The organism is Methylorubrum extorquens, from assembly GCF_024169925.1.
In the GTDB taxonomy this organism is placed as follows: Bacteria; Pseudomonadota; Alphaproteobacteria; order Rhizobiales; family Beijerinckiaceae; genus Methylobacterium; species Methylobacterium extorquens_A.
Map to the genome: position 1 here is coordinate 2,882,787 of NZ_JALJXF010000001.1, position 16,126 is coordinate 2,898,912.

The window sequence follows — 16,126 nt, forward strand, 5'->3', positions numbered from 1 at the left end:
ATGCGAGCCTGCATCCTGCCGCATCGTCCGGGACAGGCACAACGCGGCGGAACCCGCGATGGATCACGCATCCATGTGACGATCCAGCGACAGATGCGGGGATATGGTGCGCACAACCTCCGCCATCGACGGTCGCGCCCGCGGATCGGCCTGCCGGCAGGCCTGCTCCAGCGCGCGCAAGCCTGCGATGTCGGCGGGTTCGGTCGCGCAATGGTCGAGCAATTCGCCGAGCAGGATGCCCCAGGCGCGGGTCTCGATCCGCTGCCAGGGGGCGCCGGCCTCGCCGGGCGGCAGCACCGAGGCGGCCCCGAAATCGCTCAGTACCGCCTCGCCCGCGCCCCCGTCCCAAAGGGTGTTGTGCCCGTAGAGGTCGCCGTGGAGCACGCCGCTTCCGTGAAGATGGGCGGCCGCCCGCGCCACGCCGGCCGCGATGCGCAGGGCCGTCTCCGGCGGCAGGGCGAAGTCCGGCGCGTAGACGTCGCGGCTGCAGCTTTCCAGGCTCGGCGATCCGGCCAGGACCCGCCAGCCCTCCGGGATCAGCGGCATCAAGAGCCCCTGCACCCCGTCCGGATGCCCCTCGATCCGCCCCAGCGCGCCGGTGAGGTGGGGATGCCGGCCGGCGGCGAGGCAGGCCGCCATCTCTTGTTCGGGCAGGCCGTCGCTGGTCATGCGGCCCTTGAACAGTTTCACCGCAACCGCCGCCTCCCCGTCCGGCCGACGCCACAGCGCCCGGTGGATCCGCCCCGAGGCACCCTCGCCGAGGCACGGGCCGACTGCCAGCGCCTCCCACGGCACCTGCGGCACGCGGGCCGGCGCCGGATCGCCGTCGAGTGGATTGCCGGCCCAGGCGATCCAGGCGAGCCGCGGCAGCGCCGTCAGCCACGCGGGCAGCGCGTCGAAGCAGTTGGCGGAGAGGCGCAGCAATTCGAGGTTTTGCGCGCCTTCGAGCGAGGCGGGCAGCGCCTCCAGCCGGTTTCCCGCCAGCATCAGCTTCTGCAGGTGCGGGCGCCGGCCGAGGGCGTCGGGCAGATGCGCGATCCGGTTATCGGTCAGCGTGAGCCAGCGCAGGGCCGGCGGCAGCGCCTCGCCCGGCACCTCCCGCAAGCCGGTGGCGCGGAACCCGACCTGGCTCAGCGCCGGGCAATCCCCGAGGGCGGGCGGCAGTCGTTCGAAGCGGTTGCCCGAGCAGAACAGGACGCGCAGCCGCTTGAGCCGGCCGAAGTCGTCCGGGAGTTCGGTGAGGCCGCAATCGCTCAGATCCAGCAGTTCCAGAGTGTCGGCGAGGCCGAAGATTTCGGGCGGGAATTCTTCGAGTTTTCCGCTGAGGCGCAGCACTTTGGCCCCGGCGAAGTGGCCGCGGCGGAGTGCGTGCAGCGTGGGGGGCGGTGGGGTGTTCATAGGGATCTCGCGCGGAGCTTTCCCGCCGGGATGACCGCGCGGCGGCCGGCGATCAAGCGCCTTCAAGGGAGGGGGCGACGGAACCGGCTTCATGCCGTCCCCAGGCATCTCTCGGGACATTTCCTGCCTCCGAAAGACGTGCCATCGTAACGTTCGGCGGGATTTCCATGCGTCTCAATCAGTCAGAGCAGCATTGCCGCGACGTTGAGCGAAACATAATAAGCAGGGAGACACAGTTATGGCGGCATGGGCACTGCGATCAGCTTCAGTCTGTTATGCTGTCATCTATTTGGCCGCTGCTGCTGGCGGCTTCTTGCTCGCCCCTGGGGAGGCCCGCGCCGTGACGGTGGAGGACGGCACCGACAAGGCGATCGGCGCCGAGAGCACCCGAACGGTGATTGGCCTGATCGAACAGCACCTCAAGAACCCGGACGCGAAGGTCACGGTGCTGCGCCACAGCGGCGCATCCCTGATCTGCGGGTCGGTCAACGTGAAGAACAGAGAAGGGCTCTACACGGGCGAACGCGGCTTCGTGGTCGATCTGTCCGATAAAAGCTTCGGCCGGGTGCCGGACGGGCCGGAACTCCTCAGCTCCCGCAGTGCCGGTTTCGACGACAAGGAGCGCATCCGGCAAATCTACTTCGAGAAATGCCTGGATTGATCGCATTGGCCCTACGATCAAGGCGATGGCGAAGCAAGATCGATGGTGAGCGCGCTGGGACTCGAACCCAGGACCTACAGATTAAAAGTCCGTTGCTCTACCAACTGAGCTACGCGCTCGCACCCGGTTCGCGCAGGGCCGCCGTGGGGCGGGCCGGTTGCGCTCGGGGCGTGGGGCTCGCAATAGGGGGTCGGGCCGGGAGGGTCAACACGGCTTCCGCATGGTGCCAACCGCTGAGTCGATACGAAACCCGATGACGAGAGCGAACCCGGCGGGTGCGCCGCCGGAATGGCGTCGCTTCGTCTTGCTGTTCCTGAGTGTGGCGGCGGTTCTCGGCGCTGTCTGCATCGGCTTCGTGGCCGCCCTCGACCCCTACGGATTGCGGGCCGGGCCGGGGCGGGTGCAGGGGCCGTTGATGGATGGCAACCAGCGCTTTATGTACCCGCAGATCGCGCGCAGCGGCGCCTACGACGCGGCGGTGTTCGGCACCTCGACCCTGCGCCTGCTCGACCCGGCGGATCTCGGCCACGCCTTCGCGGGGCGCTTCGCCAACCTGTCGATGAATGCGGCGACCCCCTACGAGCAGAGCGAGCTGGCCCGGCTCTACCTGCGCCACGAGCGGCCGACGACGCTGCTGTTCGGCATCGACCCGACATGGTGCGAGCCGGATGCGGCCGAGCGCCGCCTGACATTCCGCGCCTTTCCCGCGTGGCTCTACGGACGCATTACCCTGTGGGACGCCCTGCGGCAGGTGAACTGGCAGAGCCTCGGCACCGCCGTCGAGGGCGCATTGCACCGGCTCGGGCTCGTGCGCGCGCGGCTTGCAGGCAACGGCTACGCGGTCTTCACCCCGCCCGAGGCGCTGTACGACGCGGCCCGCGCGCAGGCGCATATCCGGAACGCGCAGGCGATCCAGGCCGCCGCCGAGGCTGCGCCGGACTACCGGCCGACGCCCGCCGACGCGCCGATGCCGGCACTCGGCTGGCTCGACGCGCTCCTGGCGCAGGCCCCGCCCGAGACCCTGACGCTTCTAGTCTTCCCGCCCGTCCACGTCTCGCAGCAGGCTGCGCCCGGCTCGCTCGCTGCGGCGCGGGAGGCCGCCTGCAAGACGCAGGTGACGCGGATCGGCGCCGCGCACGGCGCGACCGTGGTCGATTTCCGCATCCCGTCGCCGATCACGGCGCAGGACGCGAACTACTGGGATCCGCTGCATTACCGGCTGCCGATCGCAGGCCGGATCGTGGCCGGCCTAAAGGCGGCCCAGGCGACCGGGCGCGACGATCCCGAGGGCACCTACCGGGTTCTGGCGCACGCGCCGTAGGCCGGAGCAGGACGCCGCCTCGGACGAAGAATCGATGAACTGCGCCCGGAACGGGTGGTTCTCGGTGGCGGATACGTGGCTTGGCCCGTGTGGCTTGGCCTGCCACGAGCCGGCCGCACTCTCGCCCGATCGGCAGGCTCTACACCCCGCGGCCCAGCCATGCCGGGTCGTCCTCCTGCCGCGCCCGCCCCGAAAGCGGAGGCGAACGGCAGCCGTGATATCGGAGTTGCAGAGAGTCCCATGATCGCACGCACAGCCATCGCCCTGATGATTGCCACGAGCGCGGCTCTGGCCGGCCCGGCGGCGTCACCGGCGGGGGACCGCGACGCCCTGCGGCAGCACTGCACCGGGGATTACCTGAGCTATTGCGGCGAGTTCGCGCCCGACAGCACCGAGGTGCGCGCCTGCTTCAAGCAGAACAAGGCCAAGCTCTCGCCGGGCTGCCAAGCGGCCATCACCAGCTACAACAAGGCCCAGAAGCGCGCCGACCTCCGCTGAGGCCGGCGACGGGCTCGGTTCAGAGCGCACCTCGACGAAGTGGTCACCGGTTCGTCGAAAGAATGCGCGTCAAAACAGAAACCTCGAGCATCGTCAGCCCTTCGCGGCGGCCTCCGCCCGCGCCCAGCCTTCCTTGGTCTCGGCGACGAAATCCGCGAGCCGCCCGGCCGCAATCGCCGCGCGCATGCCGGCCATCAGCGCCTGATAATAGGCGAGGTTGTTCCAGGTCAGCAGCATCATCCCCAGGATCTCGTCGGAACGGACGAGGTGGTGGAGATAGGCGCGCGAATAATCCCGCGCCGCCGGGCAGTCCGAGGCCTCGTCCAGGGGCCGGGTGTCCTCGGCATGGCGGGCGTTGCGCAGGTTGATCCGGCCGTGCCTCGTATAGGCGAGGCCGTGGCGGCCGGCGCGGGTCGGCATCACGCAATCGAACATGTCGATGCCGCGCATCACCGACTGCATCAGGTCGTCGGGGGTGCCGACGCCCATGAGGTAGCGCGGCTTGGCGGACGGCAGATACGGCTCCACCGTCTCGATCATCGCCAGCATCACCGCCTGCGGCTCGCCGACGGCAAGCCCGCCGATGGCGTAGCCCTTGAGGCCGAGATCGGTCAGCGCCCGCGCGCTCTCGACGCGCAATTCGGGCACGTCCCCGCCCTGGACGATGCCGAACAGTGCCTTGCCCGGCTGCTCGCCGAAGGCGACGCGGCAGCGCTCGGCCCAGCGCAGGGACAGGTGCATCGCCTTCTCGATCTCCGGCCGCTCGGCCGGCAGGCGCACGCATTCGTCGAGCTGCATCTGGATGTCGGAGCCAAGCAGGCCTTGGATCTCGATGGAGCGCTCCGGGCTCATCCGGTGGGCGGTCCCGTCGATATGCGAGCGGAAGGTGACGCCCTCCTCGTCGATCTTCCGGAGCGCGGAGAGCGACATCACCTGGAAGCCGCCGGAATCGGTGAGGATCGGGCCGTCCCATCGCATGAAGCGGTGGAGGCCGCCGAGCCGCGCCATCCGCTCGGCACCGGGTCGCAGCATCAGGTGGTAGGTGTTGCCGAGCACCACGTCGGCACCCAGATCGCGCACCTGATCCGCGTACATCGCCTTGACGGTCGCGGCGGTGCCCACCGGCATGAAGGCCGGCGTGCGGATTCTTCCACGCGTCGTTGAGATATGTCCCGTGCGGGCCTGGCCGTCGGTGGCGGAGACCGTGAAGGAGAAGTCGGTCGGGGGAGCGAGCGGTTCGGTCATCGGTCCGGGGATGTGGGAGGCTCGGGGCGGGCGAGATAGCCCGGTGCGGCATCGATCAGGAAACGCATCGCATCGAGGCCCGCTCGCATCGTCGCCTGCGACACCTCCTCCAAGTCGCCGAAACGGGCCGCCAGGGCGTCCTCGACCGCCTCGTGATAGGGCTTCGGCAGCAGGGCCGTCAGGCGGCGTCCGGCCTCGGTCTTCGAGACGATCCGGCCGCTGGCGAGGGTCTCGATGATGCGGCCCACCCCCAGCACGCCCCATTCGAGGGCCCCCGCATCGCCGGCATCGTCTGGCGCCTTGCCGGCCAGCGCCGTCTCGTGATGCGCGAGCCAGGGGCGCCAATGGGTTTCGAGATGGGCGAGGCCGTAGGCGTGCAGCGTCGCGTCGTCGTCGGCGATGTTCAGCGCCGCCGGCGTCGCCCCGAGGATCGGTCGGCTCGACCGGGCGAGGCAGCGCCAGGTGGCCGGGTTCACCCCGCGGCAGGGCTCGCCGCTGCGAAGCTGCCCGTCCAGGCTGAAGGGCACGACGGCGTCGGGTTCCGGTGGGTGCCGCAGGGCCTCGACGGCCAAGTAGAACCCGTCGAAAGGCGGCCCGCCGGCGCGCGCCAGGGCGGCGTGGACCCGCGCCAGCGCGTCCGTCTCCGCCTCGCTAAGGGGGCCGTCGAGGAGGGCGACGAAATCGATGTTGCTGCGGCCGGGCCGGAAATCGCCCAGCGCCACCGAGCCGACGAGGTAGAGCCCGCGCAGCTTGGGGCCGCCCGCGCTCGCCATCAGGCCGAGGAAGCGATCGACGGTGCGGGCGACATCGACCCGGAGCGGCGGGCGCCGGCTGCTCATGGTGCGCGCTCCGGAAACAGCAGGCTGGCATCGCCGTAGGAGTAGAAGCGATAGCCGGTTTGGATCGCGTGGGCATAGGCCGCGCGCATGGTGTCGAGGCCGGCAAAGGCCGAGACCAGCATGAACAGGGTCGAGCGCGGCAGGTGGAAGTTCGTCACCAGGGCATCGACCGCGCGGAAGCGGTAGCCCGGCGTGATGAAGATGTCGGTGGCCCCGGAGAACGGGCGGATCGTGCCGTCGGGCCCGGCCGCGCTCTCCAGCAGCCGTAGGGCGGTGGTGCCGACAGCGACGACCCGGTTGCCCCGCGCCCGCACGGCGTTGAGCCGCGCGGCGGTCGCGGCATCGAGGAGGCCGATCTCGGCGTGCATCCGGTGGGCGTCGGTATCGTCCGCCTTCACGGGGAGGAAGGTGCCGGCCCCGACATGCAGGGTGAGGTGGACCCGCTCGATCCCCGCCGCGTCGATGCCCGCGAGCAGCGCGTCGGAAAAGTGCAGGCCGGCGGTGGGGGCGGCCACCGCCCCGGGCTCGCGGGCATAGACGGTCTGGTAGTCGGTCGTGTCCCTCGCGTCGGTGGGTCGCTTGCCGGCGATGTAGGGGGGCAGCGGCAGGGCGCCGAGCCCGGCAATGGCCTCGTCGAGCGCCGGCCCGGACAGGTCGAAGCGCAGCAGGATCTCGCCGCCCTCCCCCCGTTCCTCCACCGTGGCGTCGAGCCCGGCTAGAGCGCAGACTTCGCCGGCTCCTTGGCTGGTGCCCTCGCCGCCGAAGCGGATGCGGTCGCCGGGGGCGAGGCGCTTGGCGGGCCGAGCGAAGGCGCGCCAGCGGTCGGGCGCCTCGCGCAGATGCAGCATCGCCTCGCAGCGCTGCCCCGAGCCGCCGGCCCGATGGCGGATGCCGGAAAGGCGCGCGGGGATCACCCGCGTGTCATTGAAGACGAGGGCGTCGCCGGGGCTCAGCAGGGCGGGCAGGTCGCGCACGCCGCGATCCGCCAGAGGGGCGCCGGGGCGCACCACGAGCAGGCGGCTCGCGTCGCGCGGGCTCGCCGGCCGCAGGGCGATCGCCGCCTCCGGCAACTCGAAATCGAACAGGTCCACACGCATCCCAGGGCCATCAGCACGGATGGGCGCCCGACGCAAATGGCGGATTGATCGCAGAAGCCGGCCGGAGCAGCATGACACCGGAGGCACCGCCAATGGCAGACGTCCTCATCGTCGGCGCCGGGCCGGTCGGCCTGACGCTCGCCTGCGAGCTGGCACGCTACGGCGTCGGCGTCCGGCTGATCGACCGCGCGCCACAGGCGACGCAGACCTCGAAGGCCCTCGTCGTCTGGTCGCGCACCCTCGAATTGATGGACCGGATGGGCTGCACCGAGGCCTTCCTCGCGGCGGGTCTGCGCGCCCGCGGTGCGACCCTGCGCGGCGGCGGCCGGGTGCTCGGCGGCCCGGACTTCTCCGACATCGCCAGCCCCTACGCCTTCGGGCTGATGATCCCGCAGAGCGACACCGAGCGGCTGCTGGCCGAGCACCTGCGCGGCTTCGGGGTCGCGGTCGAGCGCGAGGTCGAACTCACGGTCTTCTCGCAGACGCCCGACGGGGTGGAGGCACGGCTCTCCCACGCCGACGGGCGCGAGGAGCGGGCGGCGGCGGCCTTCCTGATTGGCTGCGACGGCGCCCACAGCGTCGTGCGCCATGGGCTCGGCCTGCCCTTCCGCGGCACGGCGCAGGGCGACGAGTGGCTGCTCGCCGATATCCGCCTCGACGGCGCAGGCGCCCCGCCTAGAGCGCTTTCCGACGAAGTGGTTTCCGGTTCGTCGAAAGAAAGCGCCTCAAAACAAGAGGATAGAGGCGTGATCCGACCCAACGTGGTCGGGCACGGCTCTAACGACAGGATCGCGGTCTATCTCCACCGGGACGGGCCGTTCGTGATCTTTCCGATCCCCGGCGGCCGGGCGCGGGTGGTCGCCACGGTGGGACGCGCGGACGGCCAGCCGCGGCCCGATCCGACGCTGGCCGAGGTGCAGGCCCTGGTCGCCGCGCGGGCCGGGCCCGGCATCCGGGTGTCCGATCCGGTCTGGCTCAGCCGCTTCCGCATCCACGAGCGGAAGGTCTCGGAGTACGGCCGGGGCCGTGTGTTCCTGGCGGGGGACGCCGCGCATATCCACAGCCCGGCTGGCGGCCAGGGCATGAACACCGGCATGCAGGACGCGGTGAACCTCGCTTGGAAGCTCGCCCTGGTGCGGCGCGGCGCGGCCGCGCCGAGACTCCTCGACAGCTACAGTTCGGAGCGCAACGCCGTCGGCGAGATCGTCCTGCGCAATGCCGGGCGGCTCACCGCCATGGCGACGCTCACCCACCCCCTCGCCCAGGCCGTCCGCAACCGCGCGCTGCATTGGCTCCTCGGCGTTCACGCCGTGCGGCGCCGGATGGCGGCGACGATGAGCGAGATCGCGATCGGCTACCCCGCCTCCCCGCTCTCGGTCGGCACCGGCGCCGGCCGGCGCTGGCGGCCGGAGAATGCGGCCGGCCCGCCGCCGGGCGCGGGCGCCGACCCGCGCTTCGTTCTTTACGCGGCGGATGCCGAGCGCGGGACGGCGCTCGCCGCCCGTTTCCCCGGTCTAATTCAGCCCATTCCGCGAACGAACCCCGAGCCGGGGCGCCTGCATCTGGTGCGCCCCGACGGGTATGTCGGCCTCGCGGCGGCCGCCGCCGACCAGGATGCCGCGGCGCACTACCTGAAAGAATTGGGATCGGCCTGAACCCAGTGCAGCCGAGGCGCCTCTTCGCGCGTTGAGGGCCCGATTCGACGTAAGGACGCTGCCCACGATGACTTGGTTTGCCATAAGCCCGCGCGATCCCGCCGATCCGCGGTGGCCGCTTCCGGAAACGCCGCGGATCACTCTCAAGGCCGAGAATGCGGATGATGCCCGCCGCCGCTTCGAGGAGGCCTATCCGAGCAAGCCCTTCGGCACGCCGGGCCACCCCACCGGCGACGTCGGACCCGGCAGCTTCCGGGGTGATGCGGAGGCGCTGGTGGTCGAGGAGACCGACACGCCGCCCACACCGGAAGCGTGAGCCGTGCCGCCGGCCACAGGGATCGTCGTGCCATGACCGAAACCGGCAGACAACCGCCGCACGAGACGCTCGACGCGCAACTCGTGCGCTACTGGGAGCGGGAGGCCTCTCGCTTCGACGAGCTGGCCGCGCGGTCGAGCTTCGGCTGGATCAGCCGCAACTACGCCCGCCGGGCGCAGCGTGCCCGCGAAAAGGCCGAACGCAGCCGGGCCAAGGAGGTCGCCCGCGGTCGCCTGCCCGCCTCCGCGCAGGCGGCCGACCGGGACGGCGATAGCCCGAGCTAAAACCTTTGCCGTGGCCTTCCGGGGCCACGGATCGTAAGGGCGGGGCCGTCCCCTCCCCACCCCCTTGAGCTGCATGACAGGAACCGAAAAGGCTGCCCTGGCGAGCGCCGCCGTCGGCGTGCTCGTCACGGCGCTGAAATTCGCCGCCTATTGGCTCACCGGCAGCCTCGCGCTCTATTCCGACGCGCTGGAGAGCATCATCAACGTCGTGGCCGCGGCCTGTGCCTTCCTGGCCGTGCGCGTCGCCGCGCAGCCGGCCGACGAGGACCACCCCTACGGACACCACAAGGCGGAGTACTTCTCCGCGGTGATCGAGGGCGCTCTGGTCATCGTCGCCGCCCTGCTGATCCTGCGCGAGGCGTATTTCGGCATCCTTGACCCGAAGCCGCTCGACGCGCCCGCGCTGGGGCTCGCCGTCAACGGCGTCGCCACCGTCATCAACGCGGTCTGGGCGATGCTGCTGTTCCGACACGGCCGGCGGCTGCGCTCGCCCGCCCTGTTGGCCGATGCCCGCCATATCCTCGCCGACGTGGTGACCTCCGGCGGCGTGCTGATCGGCCTCGGGTTCGTCCTCGCCACGGGAACGCCGGTGCTCGATCCCGTGGTGGCGGGCCTCGTCGCCCTCAACATCCTCTGGTCGGGCTGGACGATGGTGCGCGATTCGGTCAACGGCCTGATGGATCAGGCCGCCTCACCTGAAATGGTCACGCGCATCCGCGCCCTGATCTCGGCTCACAGCGAGGGCGCCCTGGAGGCCCACGACGTGCGCACCCGCCATGCCGGCAGCGCCACCTTCATCGATTTCCACCTCGTCGTGCCGGGCGAGATGACCGTGTTCGAATCCCACGCGATCTGCGACCGGCTGGAGGGGGTGATCGAGGCGGGGATCGAGGGCGCGGTGGTGGTGATCCATGTCGAGCCGAGCGATCAGGCCAAGCTGCGCGGCGTCCCCGTGATCTGAGACGGTTTCCGCTCGATCGAAGCAGAGGTCGTAATGCAGCCGGCGCGGCGCTCGAGCGAAGTCGGCATCCGCCATCCCGAAGGGATCCCGTGGATATTGTATGAAGCCGGCTTCGGGCGAGACGCTGGCCCCGTCCCCCGGTTATAGGGACCCTCATGAAGCGGGTCTTTCTCACCTCCACACCGAGCCACCGCAACGCCTACGACCTGTTCGACGGCCGCTGGGCGAGCGATCTCAGCGAACTCGTGCCCGATCTGCCGGTCGGCGGCGGGCTGCCGGGCTTCCGTGCCGATCCGCGCCCGCGGCAGGCGGCGGAGATCCTGGGACGCGACGGGCGATTCGACGGCTACGACATCCTCGAACTCGGGCCCCTCGAAGGGGCCCATACCTGCCAGCTCGAAGCGCTGGGGGCGGGCAGCGTCACGGCGGTGGAGTCGAACTCGGAGGCCTTCCTCAAGTCGCTCATCGTCAAGAACATCGCCGGCCTCAACCGTTCGACCTTCCTGCTCGGCGACGTCAGCCGGCATCTCGCCGCGCCGGGGCCGCGCTACGACCTGATCTTCGCCTGCGGCATCCTCTATCACATGCTCGACCCGCTCGAACTGATCCGGCTCGCCGCCGCGCGCTCCGACCGGTTGTTCATCTGGACGCATTACTACGCCCCGCAGGCGCGCCTGCGCCGCCACGTGCCGCGTGCCGTCGAGCACGAGGGCTTGCGCCTCACCCTGCACGAACTGACCTATCGCGACCGCGGGCTCGCCACCTTCTGGGGCGGCAACCAGGGCCGGACCCGCTGGATCGAGCTGCCCGACCTCATCCGGGTGCTCGCCCATCACGGGCTGACCGAGACGACGATCATCGCCGACGACCCCGACTTCGTGAACGGCCCGGCCGTGACGCTTGCCGCGCAGCGGCCCGGCGCCGCTTCACCCGCTTGACCCGTCCGGCACGGGCTCCCTACACACTCGGACAGGCGCCGATCCGGCGGTGCCGGCACTGAAGTCGAAGAGAATGACCGAGCGCGTCGATCCGAAGAAGCTCATCAAGGGCGGCCTGCACGACTGGGAGGTCGTGATTGGCATGGAGATCCACGCTCAGGTCACGAGCCGCTCCAAGCTGTTCTCCGGCGCGTCCACCGCCTTCGGCGGCGAGCCCAACGACCACGTTTCGCTGGTCGATGCGGCCATGCCCGGCATGCTGCCGGTCATCAACGAGGAATGCGTCGCCCAGGCCGTGCGCACCGGCCTCGGCCTGAAGGCTAAGATCAATCACCGCTCGGTGTTCGACCGGAAGAACTACTTCTACCCGGACCTGCCGCAGGGTTACCAGATCTCGCAGTACAAGGACCCGATCGTCGGTGAGGGCGAGGTGCTGGTCGATCTGCCCGAGGGCGAGTCGATCACGGTCGGCGTCGAGCGGTTGCACCTCGAGCAGGATGCCGGCAAGTCCCTGCACGATCAGGATCCGACCAAGAGCTTCGTCGATCTCAACCGCTCCGGCGTGGCGCTGATGGAGATCGTCTCCCGGCCCGATCTGCGCTCCTCGGAGGAGGCCAGGGCCTACGTGACGAAGCTGCGCACGATTCTGCGCTACCTCGGCACCTGCGACGGCGACATGGAGAAGGGGAATCTCCGCGCCGACGTGAACGTCTCCGTGCGCCGCCCCGGCGAGCCGCTCGGCACGCGCTGCGAGATCAAGAACGTCAACTCGATCCGCTTCATCGGCCAGGCCATCGAGACCGAGGCGCGCCGCCAGATCGCGATCCTAGAGGATGGCGGCAAGATTGATCAGGAGACGCGCCTCTACGACCCGGCCAAGGGCGAGACCCGCTCGATGCGCTCGAAGGAAGAGGCGCACGACTATCGCTACTTCCCCGATCCCGACCTCCTGCCGCTCGAATTCGATCAGGCCTACGTCGATGCGCTGGCCTCGGGCCTGCCGGAACTGCCGGACGCCAAGAAGGCGCGCTTCATCAAAGATTTCGGCCTCAGCGCCTACGATGCTGGCGTGCTCGTCGCCGAGCGCGCCTCGGCCGACTACTTCGAGGCGGTGGCCCGCGGACGCGACGGCAAGGCCGCCGCGAACTGGGTCATCAACGAGCTGTTCGGCCGTCTCAACAAGGAGGGGCGCAGCATCGAGGAAACGCCGGTCTCCGCCGAGCAGCTCGGGGGCATCGTCGATCTGATCGGCGACGGCGTGATCTCGGGCAAGATCGCCAAGGATCTGTTCGAGATCGTCTGGTCCGAAGGCGGCGACCCGCGCGAAATCGTCGAGACCCGCGGCATGAAGCAGGTCACCGATACCGGAGCCATCGAGGCGGCGGTGGACGCCATCATCGCCGCCAACCCCGACAAGGTCGAGCAGGCCAAGGCCAAGCCGACCCTGCTCGGCTGGTTCGTCGGCCAGACCATGAAGGCGACCGGTGGCAAGGCCAACCCGGCGGCCGTCAATGCGCTGCTGAAGGACAAGCTCGGTATCGAGTAGGGCCGGAGCCTAATCGCGCGTGGGATTTCGCGGCAAATAGCGATTTCGGGCCGCCGTCGAAGAAATTTGCGGTTGGCGGCCGGCGATCAGGACCGCATCAGGACGCCCGGGCGGGGAAAAAGACCTTTCCGGGATTAGCATCGGCCATCGAACGTCCTTTAACCTCGAGCTGAGACGTTTCGCTTCATTCCACAAGCCTCGGGTGCCGGTTTTGGTCCGGCGCCTGTGGGGAAGCCAAGCTATGACAGCGTCCCGTCCGGTGCCACCCAGAGACCGTGGAGCCGCCGCACTTGTGCGGCGCGTACCGGGGGCGACCGGCCTGGAGAGCCATCTCGAGGCCCTGTGCCGCTCCGCCGCCGAATTCTTTGCCGTTCCCATGGCGGCGATCGCACTCGTCGACGAGGATCGCTTCCGTTTTCGCGCCCGCTACGGTGTCGAGGATGACGGCATCGACCGCGAGGGCGCCTTCTGCAATCACACGATCCGGCGGCAGCGCGGCGATGCCCTCGTGGTGCCGGATCTGATCCGCGACGAGCGCTTCGTCCGCTCTCCCCTCGTCGTCGGCGCGCCGCATGCCCGCTTCTACGCGGGTCTGGCGATCACTTCGGAGGCCGGCCGGCCCATCGGCACGATGTGCCTGATGGATCGGGTGCCGCGGCACGATTTCTCACCCGACCAAGTGCGGATCCTGCAGGAGTTGGCGCTCGTCGCCGAGGCGCATCTCCGACTGGACGAAGCCCGACTGGCGAGCGAGGCCGAAGCGGCGGAACGCTGGCAGGCGGAGGCGCGTCTCGTGGAATGGGAAGCGCGCCTGCGGGTGACCGAGGCGGCGCACGCCATGGCCGAGCGCATCGCCGCCTTCGGCCACTGGCGGATCGACGTCGCCGGCCGCACCATCGCTTGGTCGGAAGGGATCGCCCGGATCTTCGGGCGCAACGCCGGACTCGCGACGCTGCCGCTCGAAACGCATTTCGGCTTCTACCATCCGGACGACCTCGTGCGGGTCCGGGCTTCCATCGATGCGGCACTCGCCGGTCGCGGCCGGAGCTCCAGCGGAGGCTACGAGCACCGCTCCCGCCTCCTCCGTCCCGACGGCGAGGTGCGGGTTGTGGCCGTGCACGGGCTCGGCGAGCACGACGAGTCCGGTCGTCTCGTCTCGATCTTCGGCGTCTGCCTCGACGTGACCGAACTGGTCCATTCCGAGCAGCGCCTGCGCCAGACGGGCGAGGCGATGCGCGCCACCCTCGAAGCGATGGACCAGGGCCTCGTGATGATCGGCCCGGACGACCGGGTCCAGGTCCACAACCAGCGCGCCCGCGACCTTCTCGACCTGTCGGACGAGGTTCTGCACGAGGGCGCGTCCTTCGAGATGGTCAGGCGTCACTTCGCGCAGCGCGGCGAGTTCCGCACGGCCCCGCCCGAAACCCGGGAATGGCTGGAACGCGGTGCGCCTCCGTCCGGGATACAGAGCTACGAGGGCACGCGGCCCAACGGGACGATCTTGGAGACGCGGCTCGCGCCGATGGCCTCCGGCGGCCTCGTCTGCACCTACACCGACCTGACCGAGCGCCGCCAGGGCGAAGCGGCCCTGCGCTCGGCCGAGACCGACTACCAGTCCTTGTTCCAGAACGCGGTGATCGGCGTTTACCGTGCCCGGCTCGACGGCGGCATCGTCCAGGCCAACCGGGCGCTGGCCCGGCTGCACGGCTATGACGGCGGGCTCGCGCCGGCCGAGGGCTTCAACCACGATTGGTATGTCGAGCCGGGCCGGCACGCCGCCTTCCTGAAATCTCTGGAGACGGAGGGCCATGTCGAGGATTTCGTGTCCGAGGTGCGCCGTCACGTCGGCGGCGAGCGCATCTGGGTCGCGGAGACCGCCTGGGTCGTGCGCGACGCTGAGGGCAAGCCGGTCTGGTTCGAGGGCACCGTCGCCGACGCGACCGAGCGCAAGCGCGCCCAGGCGCTGATCGAGCACATGGCCCGCTACGACGCGCTCACCGGGCTGCCCAATCGCCGGCTGTTCCAGGAAACCCTGAGCCGTGAGATCGACGGGGCCCGGCGCGACGGCGGCTGGGTGGCGGTGCTGTGCTGCGACCTCGACCGCTTCAAGGCGGTCAACGACACCTTCGGCCATCCCGCGGGCGACGCTTTGCTCCGCGTCGTCGCGGGCCGCCTCCGCGGTGCCTTGCGCGATGACGACGTGGTGGCCCGGCTCGGCGGCGACGAGTTCGCCATCATCCTGCCGGGCCGGGGTGAGCCCCGCCGCATCGCCGCCGTCACCCGCCGGTTGACCCAGGCCGCCGGCCGGCCGGTCGATCTTGGCGGCCCCGCCGCCACCGTCGGCATCAGCATCGGCGTGGCGGTCTGGCCGAAGCACGGCGACAGCGCCGATACCCTGTTCAAGAACGCCGACATCGCCCTCTACCGGGCCAAGGATTCCGGGCGCAACACCTTCCGCTTCTACGAGAGCGGGATGGATCTCGCGGTTGCGACCCGCAACCTGCTGGAGATCGACATGCGCGAGTCGATCCGCTCCGGCGGGTTCGCGCTGCACTACCAACCGATCTTCGCCCTCGCGGACGGGGCGGCGCAGGGCTTCGAGGCGCTGCTGCGCTGGGATCATCCGGTGCGCGGTCCGGTCTCGCCGGGCACCTTCATTCCGCTGGCGGAGGAGACCGGCCTCATCACCCAACTCGGCGCCTGGGCGCTGCACGAGGCCTGCCGCGAGGCGGCCTCGTGGCCGGGCGATCTGCGGGTCGCGGTCAACGTCTCGGCGGTGCAGTTCCGCAAGCCCGGGCTGGAGCAGAGCGTCGTGCGCGCGCTCGCGGCCTCGGGCCTGCGGGCCGACCGGCTCGAACTGGAGATCACCGAGAGCGTGCTGATACAGGATGCGGAGGCCGTGATCGGCTGCCTCCACCGCCTGCGCGCCATGGGCGTGCGGATCGCGCTCGACGATTTCGGCACCGGCTACTCGTCGCTAAGCTACCTGTGCCGGTTCCCATTCGACAAGATCAAGATCGACCGCTCCTTCGTCCGCGACATCGACGAGCCTGTGGCGGCGGCCGTGGTGCGGGCGGTCGTAGGCTTGGGTGAGCGTCTCGGCATGGCCATCACCGCCGAGGGCGTGGAGACGCAGAAGCAGTTGGCGCGGGTGCGGCGCAAGGGCTGCACCGAGGTGCAGGGCTTCCTGCTCGGCCGGCCGCTGCCCGCCGCGGAGGCCATGATACTCGTCGCGGAGTGGGCGGCGGCGTGAGCCGATGCGCGAGGAGGCTCGACGGCGGTACCTGTCGAGGACGGATGTGTGTAAGTCCTCAGCGGAGAGCGAACCGGTACGTTGACGGGAAAGGCTGAAATTTAAGAGTAATCG

At 70.1% G+C, this 16,126-nt stretch carries 14 protein-coding genes and 1 tRNA gene; 10 read left to right on the top strand and 5 right to left on the bottom strand.

What is annotated here, in order from left to right:
• Positions 1-63: 63 nt before the first annotated feature.
• The gene (locus J2W78_RS13595) at positions 64-1,398 is read right to left on the bottom strand and encodes a leucine-rich repeat-containing protein kinase family protein (RefSeq protein ID WP_253371258.1); all 1,335 of its coding nucleotides are present in this window, start codon (positions 1,396-1,398) and stop codon (positions 64-66) included.
• 340 nt (positions 1,399-1,738) lie between these two features.
• Between J2W78_RS13595 and J2W78_RS13600 the strand changes: the two genes are divergently transcribed.
• On the top strand, positions 1,739-2,059 hold the full coding sequence (locus J2W78_RS13600; protein ID WP_253371260.1) for a hypothetical protein: 321 nt from the start codon (positions 1,739-1,741) through the stop codon (positions 2,057-2,059).
• Positions 2,060-2,102: 43 nt separating this feature from the next.
• Here the strand turns inward: J2W78_RS13600 and J2W78_RS13605 are convergent.
• Positions 2,103-2,178 (bottom strand) — tRNA-Lys (locus J2W78_RS13605).
• A gap of 134 nt (positions 2,179-2,312) precedes the next feature.
• Here J2W78_RS13605 and J2W78_RS13610 point away from each other — a divergent pair.
• Positions 2,313-3,380: a hypothetical protein gene (locus tag J2W78_RS13610; protein ID WP_253371262.1), complete on the top strand. Its 1,068-nt coding sequence runs from the start codon at positions 2,313-2,315 to the stop codon at positions 3,378-3,380.
• A gap of 240 nt (positions 3,381-3,620) precedes the next feature.
• Positions 3,621-3,878: a hypothetical protein gene (locus J2W78_RS13615; RefSeq protein ID WP_253371264.1), complete on the top strand. Its 258-nt coding sequence runs from the start codon at positions 3,621-3,623 to the stop codon at positions 3,876-3,878.
• Positions 3,879-3,971: 93 nt separating this feature from the next.
• Here the strand turns inward: J2W78_RS13615 and tgt are convergent, their stop codons facing one another.
• The 3 genes from tgt to queA are packed head-to-tail and all read right to left on the bottom strand — an operon-like array spanning position 3,972 to position 7,059.
• Positions 3,972-5,123, bottom strand: coding sequence for a tRNA guanosine(34) transglycosylase Tgt (gene tgt / locus J2W78_RS13620; RefSeq protein ID WP_253371266.1), 1,152 nt, complete (start codon positions 5,121-5,123; stop codon positions 3,972-3,974).
• The gene (locus tag J2W78_RS13625) at positions 5,120-5,962 is read right to left on the bottom strand and encodes a nucleotidyltransferase domain-containing protein (protein ID WP_253371268.1); all 843 of its coding nucleotides are present in this window, start codon (positions 5,960-5,962) and stop codon (positions 5,120-5,122) included. The genes tgt and J2W78_RS13625 overlap by 4 nt, the downstream gene beginning before the upstream one ends.
• Positions 5,959-7,059, bottom strand: coding sequence for a tRNA preQ1(34) S-adenosylmethionine ribosyltransferase-isomerase QueA (gene queA / locus J2W78_RS13630; RefSeq protein ID WP_253371270.1), 1,101 nt, complete (start codon positions 7,057-7,059; stop codon positions 5,959-5,961). The genes J2W78_RS13625 and queA overlap by 4 nt, the downstream gene beginning before the upstream one ends.
• Before the next feature lie 92 nt (positions 7,060-7,151).
• On the opposite strand from queA, the gene J2W78_RS13635 reads away from it, so the two are divergent.
• From J2W78_RS13635 to J2W78_RS13665, 7 genes are all read left to right on the top strand, one after another.
• Positions 7,152-8,714 (top strand): FAD-dependent monooxygenase, encoded by a 1,563-nt coding sequence (locus tag J2W78_RS13635; RefSeq protein ID WP_253371271.1) that lies wholly within the window; start codon positions 7,152-7,154, stop codon positions 8,712-8,714.
• A 67-nt stretch (positions 8,715-8,781) separates the two neighbouring features.
• Positions 8,782-9,030: a hypothetical protein gene (locus J2W78_RS13640; protein ID WP_253371273.1), complete on the top strand. Its 249-nt coding sequence runs from the start codon at positions 8,782-8,784 to the stop codon at positions 9,028-9,030.
• Positions 9,031-9,062: 32 nt separating this feature from the next.
• Positions 9,063-9,314, top strand: coding sequence for a hypothetical protein (locus tag J2W78_RS13645; RefSeq protein ID WP_253371275.1), 252 nt, complete (start codon positions 9,063-9,065; stop codon positions 9,312-9,314).
• Positions 9,315-9,387: 73 nt separating this feature from the next.
• On the top strand, positions 9,388-10,275 hold the full coding sequence (locus J2W78_RS13650) for a cation diffusion facilitator family transporter (RefSeq protein WP_253371276.1): 888 nt from the start codon (positions 9,388-9,390) through the stop codon (positions 10,273-10,275).
• Positions 10,276-10,430: 155 nt separating this feature from the next.
• Positions 10,431-11,213 (top strand): class I SAM-dependent methyltransferase, encoded by a 783-nt coding sequence (locus J2W78_RS13655; protein ID WP_253371278.1) that lies wholly within the window; start codon positions 10,431-10,433, stop codon positions 11,211-11,213.
• Positions 11,214-11,286: 73 nt separating this feature from the next.
• Positions 11,287-12,759 (top strand): Asp-tRNA(Asn)/Glu-tRNA(Gln) amidotransferase subunit GatB, encoded by a 1,473-nt coding sequence (gene gatB, locus J2W78_RS13660; RefSeq protein WP_253371280.1) that lies wholly within the window; start codon positions 11,287-11,289, stop codon positions 12,757-12,759.
• Between the two features lie 292 nt (positions 12,760-13,051).
• A complete protein-coding gene (locus J2W78_RS13665; RefSeq protein ID WP_253371282.1) occupies positions 13,052-16,012 on the top strand; it encodes a bifunctional diguanylate cyclase/phosphodiesterase in 2,961 nt (986 codons plus the stop codon).
• The last annotated feature ends 114 nt before the right edge of the window (positions 16,013-16,126 follow it).